The organism is Edwardsiella anguillarum ET080813, from assembly GCF_000264765.2.
Classification (GTDB): domain Bacteria; phylum Pseudomonadota; class Gammaproteobacteria; order Enterobacterales; family Enterobacteriaceae; genus Edwardsiella; species Edwardsiella anguillarum.
This window is the reverse complement of record NZ_CP006664.1, coordinates 2,936,279-2,960,117: the sequence shown is the minus strand read 5'-3', so window position 1 is coordinate 2,960,117 and position 23,839 is coordinate 2,936,279. Positions and strand designations below refer to the sequence as shown.

At 55.1% G+C, this 23,839-nt stretch carries 21 protein-coding genes and 3 pseudogenes; 14 read left to right on the top strand and 10 right to left on the bottom strand.

The genetic code is table 11. The features are described from left to right. Positions 1 to 32 precede the first annotated feature (32 nt). Positions 33 to 722: a 7-cyano-7-deazaguanine synthase QueC gene (queC, locus tag ETEE_RS13330; RefSeq protein ID WP_034163658.1), complete on the top strand. Its 690-nt coding sequence runs from the start codon at positions 33 to 35 to the stop codon at positions 720 to 722. 77 nt (positions 723 to 799) lie between these two features. Here queC and ETEE_RS13325 read toward each other — a convergent pair whose 3' ends face one another. From ETEE_RS13325 to bolA, 8 genes are all read right to left on the bottom strand, one after another. After that, on the bottom strand, positions 800 to 1,144 hold the full coding sequence (locus ETEE_RS13325; RefSeq protein WP_034163659.1) for a ComEA family DNA-binding protein: 345 nt from the start codon (positions 1,142 to 1,144) through the stop codon (positions 800 to 802). A gap of 141 nt (positions 1,145 to 1,285) precedes the next feature. After that, entirely contained in the window at positions 1,286 to 3,166 is a 1,881-nt protein-coding gene (ppiD, locus tag ETEE_RS13320; protein WP_034163660.1) for a peptidylprolyl isomerase, read from the bottom strand. Positions 3,167 to 3,450: 284 nt separating this feature from the next. Then, positions 3,451 to 3,723, bottom strand: coding sequence for a nucleoid-associated protein HU-beta (gene hupB / locus ETEE_RS20285; protein WP_071881920.1), 273 nt, complete (start codon positions 3,721 to 3,723; stop codon positions 3,451 to 3,453). A gap of 216 nt (positions 3,724 to 3,939) precedes the next feature. Continuing rightward, positions 3,940 to 6,294, bottom strand: a complete 2,355-nt coding sequence (lon, locus tag ETEE_RS13310; protein WP_034163663.1) for an endopeptidase La — start codon at positions 6,292 to 6,294, stop codon at positions 3,940 to 3,942. Positions 6,295 to 6,513: 219 nt separating this feature from the next. Further along, on the bottom strand, positions 6,514 to 7,785 hold the full coding sequence (clpX, locus tag ETEE_RS13305; RefSeq protein ID WP_034163665.1) for an ATP-dependent protease ATP-binding subunit ClpX: 1,272 nt from the start codon (positions 7,783 to 7,785) through the stop codon (positions 6,514 to 6,516). Between the two features lie 182 nt (positions 7,786 to 7,967). Continuing rightward, on the bottom strand, positions 7,968 to 8,588 hold the full coding sequence (clpP, locus tag ETEE_RS13300; protein ID WP_034163666.1) for an ATP-dependent Clp endopeptidase proteolytic subunit ClpP: 621 nt from the start codon (positions 8,586 to 8,588) through the stop codon (positions 7,968 to 7,970). A 227-nt stretch (positions 8,589 to 8,815) separates the two neighbouring features. After that, positions 8,816 to 10,117: a trigger factor gene (gene tig / locus ETEE_RS13295; protein ID WP_034163667.1), complete on the bottom strand. Its 1,302-nt coding sequence runs from the start codon at positions 10,115 to 10,117 to the stop codon at positions 8,816 to 8,818. Between the two features lie 471 nt (positions 10,118 to 10,588). Then, on the bottom strand, positions 10,589 to 10,915 hold the full coding sequence (gene bolA, locus ETEE_RS13290; protein WP_012847853.1) for a transcriptional regulator BolA: 327 nt from the start codon (positions 10,913 to 10,915) through the stop codon (positions 10,589 to 10,591). 418 nt (positions 10,916 to 11,333) lie between these two features. On the opposite strand from bolA, the gene ETEE_RS13285 reads away from it, so the two are divergent. From ETEE_RS13285 to ETEE_RS13275, 3 genes are read left to right on the top strand one after another with little or no spacing between them, the layout of a single operon-like run. Next, positions 11,334 to 11,912 (top strand): lipoprotein, encoded by a 579-nt coding sequence (locus ETEE_RS13285; protein WP_034163815.1) that lies wholly within the window; start codon positions 11,334 to 11,336, stop codon positions 11,910 to 11,912. Between the two features lie 43 nt (positions 11,913 to 11,955). Further along, positions 11,956 to 13,437, top strand: a complete 1,482-nt coding sequence (gene ampG, locus ETEE_RS13280) for a muropeptide MFS transporter AmpG (protein WP_034163668.1) — start codon at positions 11,956 to 11,958, stop codon at positions 13,435 to 13,437. Positions 13,438 to 13,473: 36 nt separating this feature from the next. Beyond that, positions 13,474 to 14,853, top strand: a complete 1,380-nt coding sequence (locus ETEE_RS13275; RefSeq protein ID WP_034163669.1) for an MFS transporter — start codon at positions 13,474 to 13,476, stop codon at positions 14,851 to 14,853. A gap of 35 nt (positions 14,854 to 14,888) precedes the next feature. Here the strand turns inward: ETEE_RS13275 and ETEE_RS13270 are convergent, their stop codons facing one another. Then, positions 14,889 to 15,380 (bottom strand): YajQ family cyclic di-GMP-binding protein, encoded by a 492-nt coding sequence (locus ETEE_RS13270; protein ID WP_034163671.1) that lies wholly within the window; start codon positions 15,378 to 15,380, stop codon positions 14,889 to 14,891. Positions 15,381 to 15,549: 169 nt separating this feature from the next. Here ETEE_RS13270 and panE point away from each other — a divergent pair, with 169 nt between their 5' ends. The 3 genes and pseudogenes from panE to ETEE_RS20280 form a co-directional block, all read left to right on the top strand. Further along, complete coding sequence (gene panE / locus ETEE_RS13265; RefSeq protein WP_034163673.1) at positions 15,550 to 16,467, top strand: 2-dehydropantoate 2-reductase; 918 nt, start codon at positions 15,550 to 15,552, stop codon at positions 16,465 to 16,467. Then, positions 16,427 to 17,014, top strand: coding sequence for a protein deglycase YajL (yajL, locus tag ETEE_RS13260; protein ID WP_034163674.1), 588 nt, complete (start codon positions 16,427 to 16,429; stop codon positions 17,012 to 17,014). Before panE ends, yajL (ETEE_RS13260) begins: the two co-directional genes overlap by 41 nt. A gap of 194 nt (positions 17,015 to 17,208) precedes the next feature. Then, positions 17,209 to 17,695: pseudogene (locus ETEE_RS20280) on the top strand (recombinase family protein); the annotation flags it as partial. Positions 17,696 to 17,700: 5 nt separating this feature from the next. On the opposite strand, the pseudogene ETEE_RS22255 reads toward ETEE_RS20280, so the two are convergent. Next, positions 17,701 to 17,832, bottom strand: a pseudogene (locus ETEE_RS22255) (DUF6500 family protein); the annotation flags it as partial. 231 nt (positions 17,833 to 18,063) lie between these two features. On the opposite strand from ETEE_RS22255, the gene ETEE_RS13250 reads away from it, so the two are divergent. The 7 genes and pseudogenes from ETEE_RS13250 to yajL (ETEE_RS13225) all read left to right on the top strand — a co-directional run bounded on the left by ETEE_RS13250 (position 18,064) and on the right by yajL (ETEE_RS13225) (position 23,560). Further along, complete coding sequence (locus tag ETEE_RS13250) at positions 18,064 to 18,921, top strand: thymidylate synthase (protein WP_049703731.1); 858 nt, start codon at positions 18,064 to 18,066, stop codon at positions 18,919 to 18,921. Next, positions 18,911 to 19,468 carry a DUF84 family protein gene (locus ETEE_RS20275; RefSeq protein WP_071844196.1) on the top strand — a complete coding sequence of 186 codons (558 nt, stop codon included), beginning with the start codon at positions 18,911 to 18,913 and terminating at the stop codon, positions 19,466 to 19,468. The genes ETEE_RS13250 and ETEE_RS20275 overlap by 11 nt, the downstream gene beginning before the upstream one ends. A 68-nt stretch (positions 19,469 to 19,536) precedes the next feature. After that, the gene (locus ETEE_RS13245) at positions 19,537 to 20,826 is read left to right on the top strand and encodes an amidohydrolase family protein (RefSeq protein ID WP_034163676.1); all 1,290 of its coding nucleotides are present in this window, start codon (positions 19,537 to 19,539) and stop codon (positions 20,824 to 20,826) included. After that, the gene (purN, locus tag ETEE_RS13240) at positions 20,823 to 21,452 is read left to right on the top strand and encodes a phosphoribosylglycinamide formyltransferase (protein WP_034163678.1); all 630 of its coding nucleotides are present in this window, start codon (positions 20,823 to 20,825) and stop codon (positions 21,450 to 21,452) included. The genes ETEE_RS13245 and purN overlap by 4 nt, the downstream gene beginning before the upstream one ends. Continuing rightward, the gene (locus tag ETEE_RS13235; protein ID WP_034163680.1) at positions 21,433 to 22,641 is read left to right on the top strand and encodes an MFS transporter; all 1,209 of its coding nucleotides are present in this window, start codon (positions 21,433 to 21,435) and stop codon (positions 22,639 to 22,641) included. Before purN ends, ETEE_RS13235 begins: the two co-directional genes overlap by 20 nt. A 165-nt stretch (positions 22,642 to 22,806) precedes the next feature. Beyond that, positions 22,807 to 23,010, top strand: a pseudogene (locus tag ETEE_RS13230) (ketopantoate reductase C-terminal domain-containing protein); the annotation flags it as partial. Beyond that, positions 22,970 to 23,560: a protein deglycase YajL gene (gene yajL / locus ETEE_RS13225; RefSeq protein ID WP_034163683.1), complete on the top strand. Its 591-nt coding sequence runs from the start codon at positions 22,970 to 22,972 to the stop codon at positions 23,558 to 23,560. The pseudogene ETEE_RS13230 and the gene yajL (ETEE_RS13225), both read left to right, overlap by 41 nt. Positions 23,561 to 23,839 lie beyond the last annotated feature (279 nt).

Genomic DNA, 23,839 nt, shown 5'->3' with positions numbered 1-23,839 from the left:
ATTTTCTTTTAGCGCACAATTGAGGTTATTGCATGAAACGCGCCGTAGTAGTTTTCAGTGGCGGTCAGGACTCGACCACCTGCCTGATCCAGGCCTTGCACCGCTATGATGATGTCCACTGCATCACCTTTGACTACGGGCAGCGCCACCGCGCCGAGATCGACGTGGCTCGCCGGCTGGCCGAGCAGCTGGGCGCCAGCGCCCACAAGGTGTTGAACGTCGGCCTGCTCAACGAGCTGGCCATCAGCAGCCTGACGCGGGACAACATCCCCGTGCCAACCCAAAGCGAGGGCGGCATTCCCAATACCTTCGTCCCCGGCCGCAACGTGCTGTTTCTGACCCTGGCGGCGATCTATGCCTATCAGGTTGAGGCGGAGGCCGTGATCACCGGCGTCTGTGAAACGGACTTCTCCGGTTATCCGGACTGTCGGGATCAGTTTGTACAGGCGCTGAATCACGCCGTCTGCCTGGGTATGGCGCGCGATATTCGCTTCGAAACGCCGCTGATGTGGCTCAACAAAGCCGAGACCTGGGCGCTGGCCGACTACTATGGTCAGCTGGCGCGGGTGCGCCACGACACCCTGACCTGCTACAACGGCATTCAGGGCGATGGCTGCGGCCACTGCGCCGCCTGCCACCTGCGCGCCCACGGCCTGCAGCAGTATCTTGCCGATCCAGCGGCAGTGATGGCCGCGCTGAAGCACAAGAGCGGGCTGCAGTAACGCCCCCTTGCTCTGTCCTGCGCCAAACGCAGGGGCTACGCGGCACCGCCGAACGCCGGCGCGGTGCCGCACTATCGCTAGAGTGCCAGACGCGCTCGGTTCTTCTCCAGCAGCGCTGCGCCGATCCCCTTCACCTGCAGCAGCTGCTCCAGACGGGAAAACGCGCCGTGCTGTTCACGAAAGGCGACGATCGCCCGGGCCTTCTCCAGGCCGATGCCGCTGAGCCCCTCAGACAGCGCCTGCGCCGACGCCTGATTGATATTCACCTGTCCACGCTCGGCGCGCGCTGCGCCCCCGCCGCTGTGCGTGACGGGGCCCGCGGGCGGTGCAGCGGCCGGCGCCGTGGCCGCCTGCGGCGCCGCGGGGAAAAAGAGTAACGCGATCCAGAGCGGGGAGGATAACAGCAAAGTTAACGGATTCATGGCAGGGCTCCTTAGGGATGAGGATATCGACCCTTACGATGCCCCTCGGCGAGGGATCCGGCAAAGGCGGAGCGTGCAATATGCAAAAGGCCGCGAATGCGGCCTTTTGTTGTTACATCATCTTACCTACGTCGATGGGAATTACTGCACATCTGCCGCCGCGCCCAGCTTGATCTTGGCGTTGGCGCGCAGGTTATCCATCAGGGCATCGAAGGTGATCCCTGTCTCACCGGTGAGCATCTGAGAGGCGAATGCCTTCATTTGCTCCGCCGACAGATGGCCCGCCGTCACGGCGTTCAGACGAATCAGCTCAATGTTGTCATGACGGTCCGTCGACAGCCCGTACACCGGCTTATCGGTCTGCGGATGCGGCATGGCGAAGACTGTATCCGTCAGCTGACGATCCTCAGAAGCGCGGGTCAGCGTCTGCTCGGCGCCAAAGTTCAGGCCGGCAGCCTTCAGCGCTGCCTCGCCCTTGCCTGCCTGCAGCGCGGCCAGCAGCTTCTCACCCTCGCTGCGCGCCTGGGCAATCGCCTTCTGACGCTTCAGCAGCTCCGTCACCTGATCGCGTACCTCTGCAAACGGTTTAACCGCCTCCGGCTTGTGCTCGCTGACGCGCAGTACAAAGGCGCGATCGCCCTCGACGCTGATCACGTCAGAGTTACTGCCCGGCGTGCCGTTTTCCCCAAACAGGGAGCCGTCGAAGATAGCCTGAACCACCGGTTTAAAATCAAGCGCCTGCGGTACGCTATCGCGGGCAAACCAGCCGGTCTCCGTCGCTTTCACCCCGGCGGCGTCTTCGGCCCCGGCCAGCGAATCATTGTCGTTGCTCGCCGCATCGCTCACCTTCTGCTGCAGCGCATAGAAGGCATCCAGCGCCTTCTGCTGCTTCACTTTGTCGGCGATCTCTGCACGCACCTCAGACAGCGGCTTCACCACCGCGGGCTGCATATCGTTGAGACGCACGATCAGGTAGCCCACGCTGGAGGCGATCGGCGCAGAGACATCGCCTTTATGGCTCAGCTTAGCCGCGCGGATCTCATCTGGCGTGGTTTCCGGATCCAGCCAACCCAGCTCACCGCCGTTTTTACGGGAGATAATATCGGTAGACTTCTCCTTGGCCAGGGTCGCGAAGTCAGCGCCGTTGGCCAGTTGAGCGGCGATGGCCTTCGCCTCCGCCTCGGTCTTCACCTGGATAACGCTGTAGTCACTGCGCGCCGGCTGGCTAAAGCTGCCTTTATGCTGATCGTAATAGGCGCCAATCTCCGCATCGCTGACCGTCATCTTGTCGTTGATGGCCGCGGCATCCATTTCGATATAGCGAACCTTGACCGCCTCTGGGGCGATAAAGCTGCTCTGATGCTGCTGATAATAGCCCTGCAGCTCCGCGTCGCTGACCTGCTGCTGCGGCATCAGCTTGCTGATATCGATGGTTGCCAGGCTGACCTGACGCTGCTGCATGGTTAGCGCCGCCAGGGCGTCGACCTCCACCGGCAGGGTAAAGCCGGTGGCGGTGAAACCCTGGATCAGCTGCTGGGTCACCAGCTGCTGACGCATCAGCTGCGCGTAGGTGTCCGGGCTCAGGCCCAGACGCGCCACCATATCCAGATACTTAGCGTTATCAAAGTGATTGTCAGTCTGGAAATAGGGCATCGCGCGGATCGCTTCTTTTACCTGCGCATCGCTGATCGCCAGATTAAGCTTTTTGGCATACTGATCGAGCAGCACATCATCGATCATGCGAGAAAGCACCTGCTTACGCAGCTCTTTCATATACCCTTCGTTTCCTGCCAGCACGGAGAACTGATCGCCCAGCTGCTGCTGCAGGCGGCTACGCTCATTCTGCACCGCCTGTTCGAGCTGGGCCCGACCGATCTCTTGGCCATCCACCTTGGCCGCGTAGTCGCCGGAGCCGCCGATCAGATAATTACCTACCCCGGTCAGCACAAACGAGATGATGATCAGAGCCAGGATAACCTTGAGCACGACGTGATTGGCGGCCGCGCGTAAATTGTCCATCATAGTGTGGCAACACTCCGCTGTGATTGTTGGTAATACGTTGTGACTCCGCTTTGTTCCAGGCCATAGCCCGTATACGCACAGCACACGATATAGATTAACGGCTTCAGGCTGCCCCGGCGGACGATCGCACCGCCGCGTCCAGGGAAGGCAGTTGCCCGCCATAAAAAAAGCGCATCAGCATGATGCGCCTTGTATTTTACCTTAGCTATGCCATGGCGTCAGTCGATTGTTTGCGATTTATGGAAATCATCGCCCACCGACGCCCGGCGCAGCGCGCCATAGGCTTAGTTGACGGCGTCTTTCAGCGCTTTGCCCGCGCGGAAACCCGGAACTTTCGCGGCAGGAATATCAATCTCCTTGCCCGTCTGCGGATTACGGCCAGTACGGGCAGCACGTTCGCGGACGTCAAAAGTACCAAAACCGACCAGCGCGACGGCGTCACCTTCCTGCAGGCTTTCGGTCACGGATGCAATGAACGCATCCAGCGCGCGACCGGCTGCCGCTTTGGAAATATCTGCACCCTCAGCAATCTTGTCGATCAGTTGTGACTTATTCACTCTATCATCCCCTTTAGAAATCTCGCCGTACAGGAAACCGTTCTCCCTACCGTACGGCTGCGCAGCTGTTATATCAGGCCTGTCGCTGTCCGGCAAGGCGCTTCACGGGCGCTTGCTACGGCCGACAGGGCTCTACGTTAGCCGGACAAAAAAAGGCTGGCAAGCCCGAAGTGCGCTGCCAGCCGATGTTTTATCAACGTATTTTGCGATATATCACTATTTCGCCGTCACCACGTCCATCCCAAACGGGGAATTCTGCAGCGCCAGAGCCAAAACCTCGTCGATCCACTTCACCGGATGAATGTCGAGATCGCGTAAAACGTTCTCCGGCATCTCCTCCAGATCGCGCTTGTTGTCGTCCGGGATCAGCACGGTCTTGATCCCACCGCGGTGGGCCGCCAGCAGCTTCTCCTTCAGCCCACCGATCGGCAGCACCTGGCCACGCAGCGTGATCTCCCCGGTCATCGCCACGTCGGCGCGCACCGGATTACCGGTCAGACAGGAGACCAGCGCCGTACACATGGCAATACCGGCGCTCGGGCCATCTTTCGGGGTCGCCCCCTCCGGTACGTGCACGTGGATATCGCGCTTCTCGTAGAAGTCCGGGTTGATCCCCAGCTTGTCGGCGCGCGCGCGCACCACGGTCAGCGCTGCCTGAATCGACTCCTGCATTACCTCACCCAGCGAACCGGTATAGGTCAGTTTCCCCTTACCCGGGACACAGGCGGTTTCAATGGTCAGCAGATCGCCGCCGACCTCGGTCCAGGCCAGGCCGGTGACCTGGCCCACGCGGTTTTCGCTGTCGGCGCGGCCATAGTCGAAGCGCTGAACGCCCAGATAATCCTTCAGGTTATCGCCGTTGATCTCAATATGGCGCAGCGACTTATCCAGCAGCAGCTGCTTCACTGCCTTACGGCACAGCTTGGAGATTTCACGCTCCAGCGCACGCACCCCGGCTTCGCGGGTGTAATAGCGAATGATCCCGACGATGGCGCTATCGTCCACCGTTAGCTCGCCTTTCTTCAGCGCATTACGCTCAATCTGCTTCGGCAGCAGGTGCTGACGGGCAATGTTAAGCTTCTCGTCCTCGGTATAGCCGGACAGGCGAATCACCTCCATGCGATCCAGCAGCGGCGCCGGAATATTCATGGAGTTAGAGGTGGCGACGAACATCACATCGGACAGATCGTAGTCCACTTCCAGATAGTGATCGTTAAAGGCGACGTTCTGCTCCGGATCCAGGACCTCCAGCAGCGCCGAGGCCGGATCGCCGCGCATGTCAGAGGACATCTTATCGATTTCATCTAACAGGAACAGCGGGTTACGAACCCCCACCTTGGCCATCTTCTGGATCAGTTTACCCGGCATGGAGCCGATGTAGGTCCGACGGTGACCGCGGATCTCCGCCTCGTCGCGCACCCCACCCAGCGCCATGCGCACATACTGGCGTCCGGTCGCCCGGGCGATAGACTGCCCCAGCGAGGTTTTACCCACCCCCGGCGGTCCCACCAGGCACAGGATCGGCCCTTTAATTTTGCTGACCCGGCTCTGTACCGCCAGGTATTCCAGGATGCGATCCTTGACCCGCTCCAGACCATAGTGGTCGGCGTCGAGCGTCTCCTGCGCTTTGCGCAGATCTTTTTTCACTTTGCTGCGAGCGTGCCACGGAACCTGCACAATCCAGTCGATATAGCTGCGCACCACGGTCGCTTCCGCCGACATCGGTGACATCATCTTCAGCTTCTGCAGCTCGGACTCCGCCTTCTCGCGCGCCTCTTTCGGCATCTTGGCGGCTTCGATCTTGCGCTTCAGGGCCTCAAACTCATCCGGCGCGTCATCCATTTCGCCGAGCTCTTTCTGAATCGCCTTCATCTGCTCGTTCAGATAGTACTCGCGCTGGCTCTTCTCCATCTGCTTCTTCACCCGGTTACGGATGCGTTTCTCCACCTGCAGCAGATCGATCTCGGACTCCATCATCGCCATCAGGTATTCCAGACGCTCCGCCACGTCGGACATCTCCAGCACCGTCTGCTTATCGTTCAGCTTCAGCGGCATATGGGCGGCAATGGTATCGGCCAGACGGGCGGCGTCGTCGATGCTGTTCAGCGACGTCAGCACCTCCGGCGGAATTTTTTTGTTCAGCTTGATATAGCCTTCAAACTGATTGATGGCGGTGCGGACCAGAATCTCCTGTTCGCGCTCATCCATCTCCGGCGTATCCAGGTACTCGGCCTGGGCTGCAAAGTGTTCGCCGCCGTCAGACAGCGTGGTAATGCGCGCGCGCTGGATCCCTTCCACCAGCACTTTTACCGTGCCATCGGGCAGCTTCAGCATCTGCAGGATGGAGGCGACCGTACCGACCGTAAACAGATCGTTGATCCCCGGCTCATCGGTCGAGGCCTCTTTCTGCGCCACCAGCAGGATCTTCTTGTCGTGATCCATTGCGGCTTCCAGGCACCGGATCGATTTTTCCCGGCCTACAAACAACGGAATCACCATGTGCGGATAAACCACCACATCGCGCAGCGGCAATACGGGGATTTCTATGCGTTCGGAACGCTCAGGATTCATAGAGCTCTCTCTTTGTTTAGCTTCCGCCAGGTTATGGAGAAACAGCGCCGCACAACGGACAATGGCTGCTTCGCCAGAGGATTATCTGAGTATATGGGGATACATTTGCGGGATTCAACGCTGTGGCCCGCGGAAAAAAAATGGGGGATGCTATCCCCCATTTTACCCCGTCTCCCGTCGCGCCGTCGGCGGCCTAGGCGCGACGGCGGCAACGGTGAGTTACTCGCCGGAGGCCTGCGCCTCTGGCTGACCATAGATCAGCATCGGCTTGCTCTGGCCATCGATAACGTTCTCATCAACTACCACTTTCTCCACGTTCTCCATGGAGGGCAGATCGTACATCGTGTCGAGCAGCGTCCCCTCAACGATAGAGCGCAGCCCGCGCGCACCGGTCTTACGCGCCATGGCCTTCTTGGCGATAGCGGTCAGGGCCTCGTCACGGAACTCCAGCTCGACCCCCTCCAGACCGAACAGCGCCTGATACTGCTTGGTCAGAGCGTTTTTCGGCTCTTTCAGGATCTGGATCAGCGCCGCTTCATCCAGCTCTTTCAGAGTGGCGACCACCGGCAGACGGCCGATAAACTCCGGGATCAGGCCAAACTTGATCAGGTCCTCTGGCTCTACCTGTCCCAGCAGCTCGCTTTCGCTGGCCTTGTCCGCCTTCCCTTTTACCTTGGCACCAAAGCCGATGCCGGTGCCGGTATTCACGCGCTGACCGATCACTTTATCCAGGCCGGCAAAGGCACCGCCGCAGATAAACAGAATCTTGGAGGTATCTACCTGCAGGAACTCCTGCTGCGGGTGCTTGCGCCCGCCCTGGGGCGGTACCGCGGCGACCGTACCTTCGATCAGCTTCAGCAGCGCCTGCTGTACCCCTTCGCCGGACACGTCGCGGGTGATCGACGGGTTGTCTGACTTACGGGAGATCTTATCGATCTCATCGATATACACGATGCCACGCTGGGCCTTCTGTACATCGTAATCACACTTCTGCAGCAGCTTCTGAATGATGTTCTCAACGTCTTCACCGACATAGCCGGCTTCCGTCAGCGTCGTGGCATCGGCCATCGTGAACGGCACATCCAGCAGACGTGCCAGCGTTTCCGCCAGCAGGGTCTTGCCGCTGCCCGTCGGGCCAATCAGCAGGATGTTGCTCTTGCCCAGCTCGACGCCGTTGCTGGAGTCGCCGTTGCGCAGGCGCTTGTAGTGGTTGTATACCGCCACCGCCAACACCTTCTTCGCCTGCTCCTGACCGATGACATAGTCATCCAGATGATGACGGATCTCATGGGGCGTCGGCAGCGCGCTGCGCTCACGGTGCGGCGTTACGTCTTTAATCTCTTCGCGAATAATGTCATTGCACAAATCGACACATTCGTCGCAGATATACACTGACGGCCCGGCGATCAGCTTACGAACTTCATGCTGGCTTTTGCCGCAAAAAGAGCAGTACAGCAGCTTGCCTGAACTGTCTTTGCGCTTATCTGTCATCAGTAAACCTCTTTCATTTAATAGCTGTCCCGCCAACGGCGGGCGTACGTCCCATCAATGCATGTAGGGTCCGCGCGGTTCACAGCGATATCCGAACGAAAGCGCCCGTGGGCGCTTTGCATCACTATAGTATATCGGCGAATGGCCAGACAGGCAGCATGAGGGTCGGTTCGCCGCACAAATCAGACGCGCTGGGTCAGTACGGCGTCAACCAGACCGTACTCCACCGCGTCCTGTGCAGACATGAAACGATCGCGCTCGGTGTCGCGCTCAATAACCTCAATCGGCTGTCCGGAGTGCTTGGCCATCAGGGTATTCATGCGCGCCTTGATGCTGAGGATCTCTTTAGCATGGATCTCAATATCGGTCGCCTGCCCCTGGAAGCCGCCCAGCGGCTGATGGATCATCACCCGAGAGTTGGGCAGGCAGAAACGTTTGCCCTGCGCGCCGGCCGCCAACAGGAATGAGCCCATTGAACAGGCCTGTCCCATACAGATGGTGCTGACATCCGGTTTAATAAACTGCATGGTGTCATAGATGGACATCCCGGCGGTGATCACCCCACCCGGTGAGTTGATATATAAGTGGATGTCTTTTTCCGGGTTTTCTGCTTCCAGGAACAGCATCTGGGCCACGATCAGGTTGGCCATATGGTCCTCGACCTGCCCTGTCAGAAAGATAATGCGTTCTTTGAGCAGACGGGAAAAAATATCGTATGAACGCTCGCCGCGCGAAGTCTGCTCAACAACCATGGGCACCAACGCCATGTGCGGTGCTAACTCACGCTGGTCACTGTATGACATTAACCGTCTCCTATAGAAATCTCTTCAGCAGTGGTACGTTTTGATTCTACTTGAGATAGGCCGGATTGACTATGCGCAATCCAGCTCTCCCCTGCCGTCCCTGCACATCAGGCAGACAGTATGTAAACGATCTGGGGGCGGATGAGATAAAATAAAGCCGCCGCATAAAAAAAAACCTTCGCCCGGGGACGAAGGTTTTCATACTCACGAACCTAATGGCCTGGGGCTTACGCCTGCGGCTGGTTCATCAGTTCGTTGAAGGTGGTCGCTTTTTCGCTGACTTTAGCCTGGGACAGCAGGGCTTCAACCGCCTGCTCTTCCAGCGCCATGTTGCGCATGTTGTTCATCAGCTCTTTGTTCTTGCTGTAGAACTCGATCACTTCCTGCGGATCTTCATAGGCGGAAGCCATCTCTTCGATCAGCGCATTAACGCGGGCATCATCGGCTTTCAGCTCGTTCTTGCTGATCACTTCGCCCAGCAGCAGACCCACGATAACGCGACGCTTCGCCTGCTCTTCGAACAGTTCGCGCGGCAGCTCCATCGCCTGCTGCTCGTTACCGCCGAAGCGCTGTGCAGCCTGGCGGCGCAGCACGTCGATTTCGCCGTCGACCAGCGCAGCCGGAACGTCGATTTCGTTCGCCTGAACCAGACCGTCCAGAACCTGCGCCTTGATGCGGTTACGCACGGCGTTTTTCAGCTCACGGGTCATGTTCTTGCGCACTTCGGCCTTCAGGCCATCCAGAGAACCATCGGCAACGCCAAAGCGCTTGATGAACTCAGCGGTCATCTCCGGCAGCTCGCGCTCTTCGACTTTCTTCAGCACGATGTCGAACTTAGCCGCTTTACCCTTCAGGTTTTCAGCGTGATAGTCTTCCGGGAAGGTAACATCGATAGCGAATTCTTCGCCGGCTTTGTGACCCAGAATACCGTCTTCGAAGCCCGGGATCATGCGGCCCTGGCCCATGGCCAGGACAAAGTCAGTCGCCTTGCCGCCTTCGAAGGCTTCGCCGTCGATAGAACCGGTGAAGTCGATGGTCGCACGATCTTCCGCGCCCACTTCGCCCTCTTTGGCGACCCAGGAAGCCTGCTGCTTACGCAGGGTTTCGATCATCGCATCTACGTCAGCGTCGTTGACATCAACCTGCGGTTTCTCAACCACGATGGTGTCCAGACCCTTCAGTTCGATCTCCGGGTAAACCTCGAACTCTACCGCATAGGCAAAGTCGTCACCCAGTTTGTATTCGCCCGGTACATACTTCGGCGCACCGACCGGGTTCAGTTTTTCTTTGATGATCGCGTCGACGAAATTACGCTGCATCAGATCGCCCAGCACGTCCTGACGTACAGATGCGCCATAACGCTGAGCGACGATGTTCATCGGCACTTTACCCTTACGGAAACCGTCAATGCGTGCCTTCTTGGCAACATTACGCAGTTCGCTCTCTACTGCTTTTTCGATGCTATCAGCAGTAACAGTAATATTTACGCGACGACCCAGGCCTTCGGTGGTTTCAACAGAAACTTGCATCTTATACCTCAAAAAATCACAGTGCTCGGTCAACGCCAGAAGCCGTTCTCTGCATCATGCCTGAGAGCCGCAACTTACTCTGAAGCGGGATGACGCAAGACGTAACCCCGTCGCTTTTCAAGCCGTATCGCCGCTGGCTTCCCCGCGCCCTCCCGGCCACCTACCTCAGTAGGTTTCAGAGAGTCCACTGCGTCGCCGCGCCAATGCAACCCGAAGCGCATCGGGTGTATACCGCATTCCCTGTTTTCAGAAGCGTCCCGAATACCATTCCGGAAAAATAGACGCGACATTATAGCGATGCGCGCACTGGGAGTCGAGAACCGCCGGGATTAAGTCACGCGGCGCCTCACATTTTCGCACCGGGCTATCCCGTCCGACTCGACACAGGGTATAAAAAAGATGGCCCGCAGGCCATCTTCTTCTTCGTGCGCTCGCCGATGCCATCCCCCCGCCCGGCAGAGAGTGCGTCCCTCAGGCCAGACGTGCGCTGCCGCTGCCCACGCCGCGGCACACCGGGGAGGCCAGCACCGTATCCTGTAACCCCGCCCACTCTTTACGGGTATAGGTATGCAGCGCCAGGGCGTGTACCCCATCGGCCATCTCGTCCGCCAGCGCGCCATAAATCGCACGGTGGCGCGACAGGAAACGCTCGCCCTGGAAGCGATCGCTGACCATCACCACCTTAAAGTGGGTCTCCGAGCCGGCCGGAACATTATGCCGGTAGCTCTCGTCCACAACATCCAGATAGACCGGCTCAAAGGCCGCCCGCAGTTTGGCTTCTATCTGCTCTCTCATCATACGACATCCCCTTATCCGGCAACGGCAGTGGTACATGACACGCTAACGCGTCGGGAGCACATCGCGGCGACAGGCGCAGTACCTGCATCCGATATACCCGCCCTTCGCGGGGCTAAACGGTATACCTTTCCCGCCTCCTACCCTAAAGCGTAGCCGCTTTTTACCATTCTATGCACTCCCGCCTGTAATTTAACGTTACGTATAATCTGCTTTCAACCCTAAATAAATCCTTATAATCAATGCGGTAAAAACGATATCTTCGCTACGACCGGCGCTCGCCACGCCGCGCCGCGAAAATCCCCCGTCGCAGGCCTCCCGCCTCTGCAGGGGCAATGATATGATATGAAAATCTGTGCCCGGCACAGTGGACACTATGCCTGTTATCACTCAACACCAGACAATGGCTATCACAATGACGATGCTAAAAAAATTCTTTATTCCTCTGCTGGCGCTCATCGCCCTGGCCGGCTGTGCCAGCCACAGCACCACCCTGAATATCAATCCGCAGATGGCGCTGCCGCAGCAGGATCCGACGCTGCAGGGGATCACTATCAGCATCAATGGCGCCGACATGCGTCAGGACAAAGCGCTAGCCAAGGTAAACCGCGACGGCCAGCTGGTCACCCTGACGGCACAGCGCGATCTGCGCTTCCTGCTGCAGGAGATCCTGGAGAAGCAGATGACCGCCCGCGGCTATATGATCGGGGCGAACGGCGCCGTGGATCTGCAGATCGTGGTTAACCGTCTGTATGCCGACGTCAGCGAAGGCAACCTGCGCTACAGCATCACCACCCACGCCGATGTCTCCATCATCGCCACCGCGCGCAACGGCAGTAAACTGGTGAAGACCTACCGCGCCAGCTATAACGAACAGGGCGCCTTTACCGCCAGCAATGGCAAGATCGCCAACGCCGTCAACAATGCGTTGAGCGACATTGTCAGCAATATGGCCCAGGACAGCAGCATCAGCGACTTTATCAAAGCCAACGCCCGTTAACCCCTGACACCGGTGCGCCGTGGCGCACCGGCAAATACCGACTATGCCAACAGCCTATTTAGCCATTTTCACCCAACGCCGCAGCGCCGTTTTATTGCTGCTCGGCTTCGCATCGGGACTGCCGCTGGCCTTGACCTCCGGCACCCTGCAGGCGTGGATGACCGTCGCCGGCGTCGACCTGAAAACCATCGGTTTCTTCTCTCTGGTCGGCCAGGCCTACGTCTTTAAATTTCTCTGGTCGCCGTTGATGGATCGCTACACGCCGCCGCTGCTTGGGCGACGCCGGGGCTGGCTGTTGCTGAGCCAGGTACTGCTGCTGATCGCCATCTTCAGCATGGGCCTGCTCAATCCGGAGCGGCACCTGTGGTGGCTGGCCGCGCTGGCGGTCACGGTCGCATTCTGCTCCGCGTCACAGGATATTGTCTTCGACGCCTACAAAACCGATCTGCTCAGCGCGGAGGAGCGCGGCGCGGGGGCGGCCATCTCCGTGTTCGGCTACCGTCTGGCGATGCTGGTATCCGGGGGGCTAGCGCTGTGGCTGGCCGATCGCTATCTGGGCTGGCAGGCCACCTACTGGCTGATGGCGGCCCTGATGCTGATCGGCATCGCCGCCACCCTGATGGCGCCGGAGCCGCAGGCCGATGTCCCGCCGCCGCGCACGCTGGAGCAGGCGGTGCTGGCGCCGCTGCGCGACTTTTTCCTGCGCGACAACGCCTGGCTGATCCTGCTGCTGATCGTGATGTACAAAATGGGCGACGCCTTCGCTGGCAGCCTGAGCACCACCTTTCTGATCCGCGGCGTCGGCTTCGACGCCGGCGAGGTCGGATTGGTCAACAAGACCCTGGGACTCTTGGCCACCATCGTCGGCGCCCTGTGGGGTGGGATGTTGATGCAGCGCCTGTCGCTGTTCCGCGCCCTGATGCTGTTCGGTATTCTGCAGGGGGTCTCCAACTTCGGCTACTGGCTGCTGGCCGTCACGGATAAGAGCCTGCTGACCATGGGCGGCGCCATCTTCCTGGAGAATCTGTGCGGCGGCATGGGCACCGCGGCGTTTGTCGCCCTGCTGATGACCCTGTGCAACCGGGCCTTCTCCGCGACCCAGTTCGCCCTGCTCTCCGCGCTCTCCGCCGTCGGGCGGGTCTACGTCGGCCCCATCGCCGGCTGGTTCGTTGAGCTGCACGGCTGGCCGCTGTTCTACCTGTTCTCCGTCATCGCCGCCCTGCCGGGGCTGGCGCTGCTGCTGCTGTGCCGCCGCACCCTGGAGTACGCCCAGGAGACCGGGCGCTTTCGTCCGCGCCACGCCTCTCCACTGGCCTACCGTCGTGCGCTGCGCCTGCTGCTCTCCGGCGTCCTGCTGATCGGCGTCTGGCTGCTGCTCCTGCTGGCGCAATACCTGTACGATCCCGCGCTGCGCATCCCGTCTGAACCGCTGTTTACGCTGGGGCTCACCCTGTGCGTCTCAGGCATCCTGTGGGGAGCCTGGCTCGACTACCGCGCCCAATCCCTGCCCGCACCGCGGTGCTAAACCACGGGAAAATCCCCATACCGACTTGAGGTTGTAATGAATGACTTTCGCATGACGTCAGACGAGCGTAAGGCCACCTGGGGATTGGGCACCGTCTTCTCCCTGCGTATGCTGGGTATGTTTATGGTGCTGCCGGTGCTCACAACCTATGGTATGTCCCTCAGCGGCGCCAGCGAGACCCTGATAGGCCTGGCCATCGGGATCTATGGTATCACCCAGGCGCTATTCCAGATCCCCTTTGGCATCATTTCCGATCGGATAGGCCGTAAGCCGCTGATCGTCGCCGGGCTGCTGATCTTTGCCTGCGGCAGCGCCGTCGCCGCTATGACCGATTCCATCTGGGGCGTCATCCTCGGGCGCGCGCTGCAGGGCGCCGGCGCCATCGCCGCGGCGCTGATGGCGCTGCTCTCCGATCTGACCCGCGAGCAAAACAGAACCAAGGCCATGGCCTTCATCGGGGTCAGCTTTGGCGTCACCTTTGCCATCGCAATGGTCGCCGGGCCGCTGATTACCCACGCGCTGGGCCTTTCTGGGCTGTTCGGCCTGATCACCCTGCTGGCGCTGCTCGGCATCGCCATTACCCTGTACCTGATCCCCACGCCGACCAGCCACCTGCTCAACCGCGACGCCAGCATGGTCCGCGGCGCCTTCGGCAGCGTGCTGATACGTCCGGCCCTGCTGCGCCTCAACGCCGGCATCATGTGCGTACACATTGTGCTGATGTCCAGCTTTATCGCGCTGCCGCCGCTGATGGAGCAGGCGGGGCTGGCGCGCGATGAGCAGTGGAAAGTCTATCTGTGCACCATGCTGATCGCCTTTATCACCATGGTGCCTTTTATCGTCTACGCGGAAAAACAGCGGCGGATGAAGCAGGTTTTTCAGCTGTGCATCGTGCTGATGATCGCCGCCGAGGTGGTGCTGTGGTACGCCGGGCTACATCTGTGGGGCATTATTCTGGGTATTCAGCTATTTTTCTTCGCCTTTAACATGATGGAAGCGCTGCTGCCTTCGCTGATCAGCAAGGAGTCGCCGCCGGGCTACAAGGGAACGGCGATGGGGATCTACTCCACCTGCCAGTTTATCGGCGTCGCCATCGGCGGTATTCTCGGCGGGATCGTCTACGCCCGCGGCGGGGCCGAAGCCATCTTTACCGGCTGTGCGGTGCTGGCGGTGATATGGTTTGTGATCAGTCTGACCATGAAGGAGCCGCCCTACGTCAGCAGCCTGCGTATCGTGCTGCCGCCGGCGCTGACGGCCGGGGCCGCGCTGGCCAGCCAGCTGCGCCAGCAGCCGGGGGTGAACGACGTCATGCTGATCGCCGATGAGCATACCGCCTACATCAAGATCGACAGCCAGGTGACCAGCCGCGAGGCGCTGGAAACGTTCCTGCAGCGCGCCGCAGAACCGGGAGAGTAACCCCCGGGGGCAGGCCAGAGCCTGCCCCGCCGGGATCAGTCGCGGAAGTTGTTAAACTGGAACGGCTGGCCCAGATCGGCGCCGCGCACCAGCGCCATCGCCCCCTGTAGATCGTCGCGTGACTTACCGGTGACGCGCAGCTGTTCGCCCTGAATCTGCGTCTGCACCTTCAGCTTGCTGTCTTTAATCAGCTTCACCAGCTTCTTCGCCATGGCGCTGTCGATGCCCTTCTGCAGCTTCGCCTCTACGCTGTAAAGCTTACCGCTGTGCTCACACTCCTCCGGGATCTCCAGCGCACCGGCCTCAATGCCGCGCTTGACCAGCTTCTCGCGTAGAATATCGATCAGCTGCTTCACCTGAAAGTCAGAGATGGTGGTGAGCTTGATGGTTTCATTCTTTTCATTCAGCTCAATGCTGGCCTCCACATTACGAAAATCCCAGCGTGACGCCAGCTCACGCGTGGCGTTTTCTACGGCGTTGCGGACTTCCTGCAGATCCACTTCGGATACGATATCGAATGACGGCATGCTACTTCTCCTCTCGCTATAATGCCGTGCATGATAACGGCTCAGCGCCATGATGCAAGATCGCCGGGCCGCCGCCGCTCACGGCGACGGGACACCGGCCGGCATAAAAGTTTATACTGTACGGGGTAACATGCGTTTTCGGCGCGCACGGAAATGCCGTGGAGGTGTAATGAAGATAACCGTTCTGGGCTGTGGCGCTCTGGGCAAACTGTGGCTGTCAGCACTGGCGCGGCGCGGACACCAGGTTCAGGGCTGGCTACGGCTTCCCCAGCCGGACTGCAGCGTCCACCTGATCACGCCGCAGGGGCTAACCTACCAGCGCCAGCTTCCGGCCAATGACCCCGAGCTGCTGGCGCACAGCGATCTGCTACTGGTGACCCTGAAAGCCTGGCAAATCGCCAACGCCCTACCGCCGCTGCTGCCCCGACTCTCCCCGCACTGTACCCTGCTGCTGCTGCACAACGGCATGGGGGCGCTCGGTGAACTGCGGGCGCCCCCCCGCCAGCCCCTGCTGCAGGGAAGCACGACGCACGCCGCACGCCGCGATGGACATACCGTCTGGCACGTCGCCGGGGGAATCACCCATATCGGCCCGCTCAATGAGGCGGGGCAATCCTGCAGCGCGCTGGCCGACACTCTGCACCGGGCCCTACCCGACGTGGCCTGGCACGACAATATTCAGCCCGCGCTGTGGAATAAGCTGGCGATAAACTGCGTGATTAATCCGCTCAGCGTGCTCTATGGCTGCCATAACGGCGCGCTGGCCCACCATCAGGATCACATTCACGCCCTGATCGCTGAGATCGCCGAGGTGATGGAGGCCGAGGGCTATCGCACCACCCAGGAGACCCTGCACAGCTATGTGATGCAGGTGATTAACCTGACCGCCGATAACCACTCCTCGATGCTGCAGGACGTTCAGGCCCAACGCCATACCGAGATCGACTACATCACCGGCTACCTGATCCGCTGTGGCCGCAGCCACGGTCTGGCGCTGCCGGAAAACCGTCAGCTTTTTGATTTAATTAAACGGAAGGAACAAACCTATGAGCGTATCGGCCTTGGTGTGTCTGGCACCTGGCAGTGAAGAGACCGAAGCGGTCACCACCATCGATCTGCTGGTGCGCGCCGGTATCCGGGTCGTCAGCGCCAGCGCGGCGCCGGACGGCAACCGGGAGATCGTCTGCTCGCGCGGCGTACGCCTGCTGGCGGATACCACGATGGTCCAGGTGGCCGATGAGCCCTTCGATGCCCTGATCCTGCCCGGTGGACTGGCCGGTGCCGAGTGCCTGCGCGATAGCGATCTGGTGATCGAGAAGATCCGCCAGATGCACCTGGAGGGGCGTCTTATCGCCGCCATCTGCGCTGCCCCAGCGCTGATCCTACAGCACCACAACCTGTTTCCCATCGCCAATATGACCGGTTATCCGGGCATGAAATCCCAGATCCCCGCAGAGAAATGGATGGATAAGCGGGCCTACTATGACGAGCGGGTACGCCTGCTGACCAGCCAGGGACCGGGCACCAGTATCGATTTTGCGCTGAAGATCATCGATATTCTGCTGGGCAGAGAGAAAGCGGCCGCGGTGGCGGCGCAGCTGGTCACCGCCGCCGGCATCCACGACTACCACTAACCCGCCCTCCAGGCTCTCCACCACACGGGGAGCCGCTGCGTCGCGGGGCAATACCCCACCTAAAATAGAATCCATCTGGCAAAAATATAAGCCTTAACCATGTATGCAGTTTTTATAAATTCATCATACTCTCTAGGCGATCACAAATATTTACTTCCCCCATCAGTAAGGGCTCCGTTTACCAAATGAAGTCCTTACTGATAGACAGTCACCACAATGATATTTTGCTGGTCAAGCAGATAGACCGCCTGATCCGTCTCAGCAACAGCGACTGGATGACGCTGAAAAAGCGGATAGAACAACATGAACTGCGGATTGTCAGCTTGGATTTCCCCACCTCATGGCAGGCACTTTCAGATAAAACCCCTTCGCAGGCCGACCCGATCACCCATGCCGTTGATAACCGCCATCAATAACATGCTTATCGACCTGATGGCCGCAATGCCACATAAAAACTGGCTGAGCCACCGCCAGCCGCAGAAACAGGGAATTGAACGGGCGCATACATTGGGAAAATATCGGGGTAAACAGGCCGATCAGAAGCGACATCAGAAAGATCCTGTACTACCACAGATGAAGAACCTGAGTATCAGTGAAACAGCAGATGCCACGGACTACAGCCTCTCACAGATATATCGAATTCAGGCACTATATCGAGAAAATCAATCAGAAGCGGAGTGACTGATCTATACAAGAGCTATGATTTTTCTGGCTTTCTTAAAGTGCTCCAGTTTCATTTCCATGGTCCACCATTAGGCTGCGTCCATGAGTAATTCCAGGTCATTATTCTTGTTGGCAAAGAAAATATAAAATATTAATCTTAGCGTACAATAATTTTCGATATCCAAACTGACCCCTGTATAGACAATAAGGAGCCGGCAATACTAAATATATCTCAGGTCAATATATTTTATTTTACTATTTGATGAGGTTATTAATTAAGTAAAGAGACTTCAATACTTAAAATTTTAATTAAAAAGATATGGACAACAAAAAGATAGACGTTATTCTGAACGAGTAACATGTGTTTTCTTGGTAAAGGATGCATCATGAAAAGTAATTCTATAATCTCTGGTAATCAATTCCATACAATTGCAGCAGATTCCGTAGATGAACTTGTCAAAAGTGGCATATATCATATTCTTTCAAAAGGAGAATTAATTTCTTCACGTGCTGGTGATGCGCAGCAGGCATACGGTGTAAACTATTTATTAAAGCAACCAATGAATAGACTTCATACCGCCAGACTTGGGGCTATCAGGTATCTGGCTAGAGAGTTTGTCGCGTACTTTCAGGGAAGTTTGAAAGCTGAAGATGGGCTGGCGAAAGCATCAAAATTCTGGATGAGCCTGACCGATGAGAATGGTAATGTAAATTCAAACTATGGATATTATTTATTTTATGAGCCGGTGCAAGATCATGGAAACCAATATAACTGGGTTAAACATGTTCTCATGGCCAACAGAGATACCCGCCGAGCCATTATAAATATAAATCAGAGCTACCATAAATCTGATACAAAAGATTTCCCCTGTACCATTGGCATACAGTTCTATATAAAAAACAATACCCTTCACTGTGAAACCACATCCCGAAGCACCGATGTTATTACTGGGCTACCTTATGACATGGGATTTTTTTCCTTTATACATGAGTTGATGTGGAAAGATTTATGTCAGAGTGGAATGACGGATCTAGACTTAGGTACAACTGTAATGAAAACAACCTTCACTCAGATATACAACAAAACCCTGCAAAAAGCTCATGAGGTAATCGAAAATAAGATAGTAGATAAATACCAGGAAAGAATGCCATTGATTGACTCAGCAAAAGATACGCTTTCTGATATTTTAAATGAAAAGAATAATACATCTGTTATTAAATGGGTGAGGTCACATGCAGAATAAATACCCTGTTATTGCTTTATGCTCTGAAAACAGTGCAAAAATAAAAGCAACCAAAGAAATATGCAGTTTGGCGTTTAGTAATTTCTCGTTAGGATGTTATACCGTATCCTCCGATGTGAGTGAAACACCAGATTCAGACGAAGAAGCATTGGTTGGTTGCCATAGGCGTATCGAAAATTTTCAAGCTGGATTTGGTCGTGAGGTTGATTTAATCATCGCTCTTGAGGGACTCACGGAAACGACCCCATTTGGAACATTTCTGTATGGTTGGGCCGTGTTGAAACATGTTGCAAGCGGAAAAATGTTTTATGGTTGCAGCGGAAAAATCATGCTGCCAGATGACGTTGCCAATGGCCTATCACGCAACATGAAACTTTCTGATTTAGTACTGGAAAAGTTTGTATCAGTATCACGGGAAGATCTGGAGCGACTGGGAACCAACGGAGTCCTTAGTGACGGGATGTATACTCGCTCAGATGAATTTAATACTGCACTGCGATGTGCGCTGGGTTCTATGATTGCAAAACAAAATTCAATGAATTTATAAATATAGGCGCCAAATTTAGTTAATATAGCTATTGGGTGCAATTCTATACCATCAGCAGGAGTTAATTTGTGAAACGGAAGACTCTTTTCAAAGGAATAAAATATCTCGATTCTGTCACCATGTTACTCATAAGTGGTGATATCTATATTGTGGACGGGATAATCATCGAAACAGGAAAAAACATTTCAGTAAGTAACGATGTTACTGTCATTGAGTCAGAGCACCTTATTGCGTTTCCAGGCCTTGTTAACGCCCACATTCACCCCAGTAAAGAAATTTATGGTAGCATTCTTGATGCATCACCAATTGATATAGTTCTGGATTCTGTTCACAGAAATAACAAAATAGAAACTCCAGAAGGTCAATATATTGCTGCGCTAAAGGCTCTTACTTCTGGGATCCAAAAGGGCGTAACAACTTTCGGCTTGTTCACAAGTCGTGCAGATGATGATATTAAGGCTGCTAAATTTATAGGATGCCGTTGTGTAGTGAATTTTTGCCAGAGTAATACTTGGGTTGGAAAAGGGCATAGTCCTCAAAATAGTTCTGTAGAGACTGCACTTGATAAGTTTGATTCAGCTCTCTCGTTATATCAGGATTTATTAATTTCCATTACTCCAGCCACGGCATCCGAGTTGTCAGCAGATGATCAACTTCTTCTAGAGTTGCATCAAATAGCGAAAAAGAATAATACTAGATTCATCCTACATGTTCATGAAGGGAAAATTCAGGTCGAACTTCATATTCATAAGTATGGAAAGAGCGGTATTCAACGGTTAGCTGACTTGAATATACTTGATCAAAGCACAACTCTTGTACATTGCTGCCATCTTTCAGAGAAAGATATCAGTCTGCTTAAAGAAGCCCAGTCCAATATAATTCATTGTCCCGTTAGTAATAGTTTTGTTGGCGCAGGTACGCTACCACTTGCTGAACTGATGAATAACCTGAATATCGGATTAGGAACCGACGCTGCAATGGTAAATCCAGGCAACAACCTTACATTTGATGCGATGTTTGCATTATATCACCATGGAGACGCTGATTTTAATAAAAAAATAACAGCAACAAAAGCGCTTCATTTTCTAACCGAAGGTGGAGCAAAAACACTGGGGCTGGATAATGTTGGAAAAATAAAAAGTAATTACAAAGCTGATTTAATTTTTTTTGAAAAATCAAAAATTGATACTGACTACATTAACACTCCTGTTTCGTTGCTCAAGTTATTAAACAATGAAAATCCTTCCTACGTGTTAATCGATGGTAATGAAATTATTATCGATGGACAATTTGCCAAGAACAGCACTATAGAAAATGATGCGAGATTCAAAACTCTAAGAGAGCGAGTTAAATTATGAAAAAAGTAGCATTTCTATTTTCAGGACGAGGTAGTTTGATTCAGTCTGTTATCAATGCCGTGGACAAAAGTCGAATAACTGCGGAACTGAGTGTTATTATAACAAATAATATAGAGTTTACCTCATCTTCTAACCCTCTTTTTTTGGGGCGTAAGGTGAATATGGTAAATCATAAAGATTTCAGTTCACGCAGTGCATTTGATGAGCATATTGCAGGCATCTTACGTGCTAACCAGATAGATTTAGTTATTCTTGGAGGTTTTAGGCGAATTTTTACGAGGGAATTTGCTATGGAATTTGGTTCAATCACCATGAATACACACCCTTCTTTACTTCCTGCGCTACCAGGAGATAAGGCTCAACAAAAATCTCTAGATATGGGACTACGCATTACCGGGGCTACTTTGCATTTTATTAATGAGGAAGTGGATGCAGGACCTATTATAGATCAAGAACCCGTCAGGATCTACAATGGTATGACAGAAAATGACCTACGCCAGGCTATCATTGAGGTTGAGCAAAAGATGATTTATCGTGCAATTCTATCTTTTTTGGATGGAAACTTAATGATATCCGGAAATAAGATAATATATAAGGATTACATGAATGTACAAAATCCAGAATAACTTAATTGCCGCAACATTGGTGGCCAGCATTCTTTTTCTTGCTATAATTAGTCTAGGGTTATCGCTGGCCATTCTTCCGCTATATGTCAACAAAATTGCTGGTTATTCAGCATTCTATGTTGGTTTAGTTATTGCTACAGAATCTATCGCCACTCTCTTTTCTCGCGCTTTTGCTGGACGCTATTCCGATAACCATGGCCCGAGAAAAGGTATGACGCTGGGTCTCTCATTAACGGTTTCGGCGGGGCTGATTTGCTGGCTGACATTCATTTTACTTCCTCCTTCCCAAGCAGCGTATAGCGTAATTCTGCTTTCCCGTGTCTTTATGGGGATTGGTGAAAGTCTTATTTTTACTTGTAGTGGAACTTGGCCAATCGGACTAGTAGGAAAATCTCATGCAGGCAAGATCATGTCCTGGGTAGGTATCGCCATGTTCCTGGGACTTGCCATAGGCAATTTCGTAGGCACTTGGTCTTATAGTCATTCAGGTCTGAATATATCTGCGCTAATTATGACTTTATTACCTCTTCTTGGTTTTATTGTTGTCATGTTAGTTAAGCCGGTCGCCGTCTCTCCGACAGCAAATCATGTCTCTCTTGGCTACGCCATCAAACGTGTATGGAAAGCAGGATCCGGTTTCTCTCTGGCTAACATCGGATATGCATCTATCACTGGCTTCCTAGTCCTGCTATTTATGCAAAACAACTGGGGAGAACAAGCTGCAATTGCCATCTCACTTTTTGGCGTGGGCTACGTTCTTTCAAGACTTACGCTGGGATGGAAAGCTGATAGTTCCGGGCTTGGAATGACCATCTTTTCTCTTTGTGTCGAGGCTACGGGGTTGTTTCTAATCAGTATGGCATTTACTCCCTGGGTAGCAATGCTGGGTTCTTTCTTAACAGGCTTCGGATTATCCATGGTATACCCACTGTTAGCATTACCAGCCATAAAGAGTATGCCTGATGAAAATATTGGACTCGCTCTCAGCACTTATGAATCTTGTTTCGACATTGGTATCCTCATATCAGGTTTGATAGGCGGGATGATTGTTTCGATCTTTGGTTACCCGGCAATATTCATGTTTGCCTTCTGTTGCTGTCTACTCGCACTATATTCAGCAGTTCTGGCTTATCGCCAACTGGATTCCGCGCAGTCCAAGACACAAGCTAGCTCTCCCCCTTCAACATAACCCGCCTTGCGGCACCTGTAACAGGTGCCGTGTTCAAAAACTTTCCTGTTTAAAAATCAACCTTAACGTACAATATTTTCCGTTTCCCAAACGGATCCCTTCCGGCGCAAATTCTCCCATCTGCACGGTTGCGAGCCCAGCCATTTACATTAAGGCATGTCCCTGACCCACGACAACCACTCCTCGATGCTGCAGGACGTTCAGGCCCAACGCCATACCGAGATCGACTACATCACCGGCTACCTGATCCGCTGTGGCCGCAGCCACGGTCTGGCACTGCCGGAAAACCGTCAGCTTTTTGATTTAATTAAACGGAAGGAACAAACCTATGAGCGTATCGGCCTTGGTGTGTCTGGCACCTGGCAGTGAAGAGACCGAAGCGGTCACCACCATCGATCTGCTGGTGCGCGCCGGTATCCGGGTCGTCAGCGCCAGCGCGGCGCCGGACGGCAACCGGGAGATCGTCTGCTCGCGCGGCGTACGCCTGCTGGCGGATACCACGCTGGTCCAGGTGGCCGATGAACCCTTCGATGCCCTGATTCTGCCCGGTGGACTGGCCGGTGCCGAGTGCCTGCGCGATAGCGATCTGGTGATCGAGAAGATCCGCCAGATGCACCTGGAGGGGCGTCTTATCGCCGCCATCTGCGCTGCCCCAGCGCTGATCCTACAGCACCACAACCTGTTTCCCATCGCCAATATGACCGGTTATCCGGGCATGAAGTCCCAGATCCCCGCAGAGAAATGGATGGATAAGCGGGCCTACTATGACGAGCGGGTACGCCTGCTGACCAGCCAGGGACCGGGCACCAGTATCGATTTTGCGCTGAAGATCATCGACATTCTGCTGGGCAGAGAGAAAGCGGCCGCCATCGCGGCGCAGCTGGTCACCGCCGCCGGCATCCACGACTACCAACGCTAACCGTACAGACGCTCCCCGCCAGTTCGGGGAGCTGCAGAGGCTGCACTCAATACCCTAGGAAAAATGGACAGAAGCGAGGAAAATATACTCCCCGTCTATGTATGCGTTTTTTGTTAATTCATCATACGCCCTGACCGATCACACATTTATATTTACTCCGCTCTCTATGTTGACTTCTCTCGATAGGGGTACTTGCGCGCACTGAAAAATTACATTAAAAGGTTCGGGTTATTCTTCACAATTTATTTCCAGTAAATTCATCTCTATGATTTATTAAAC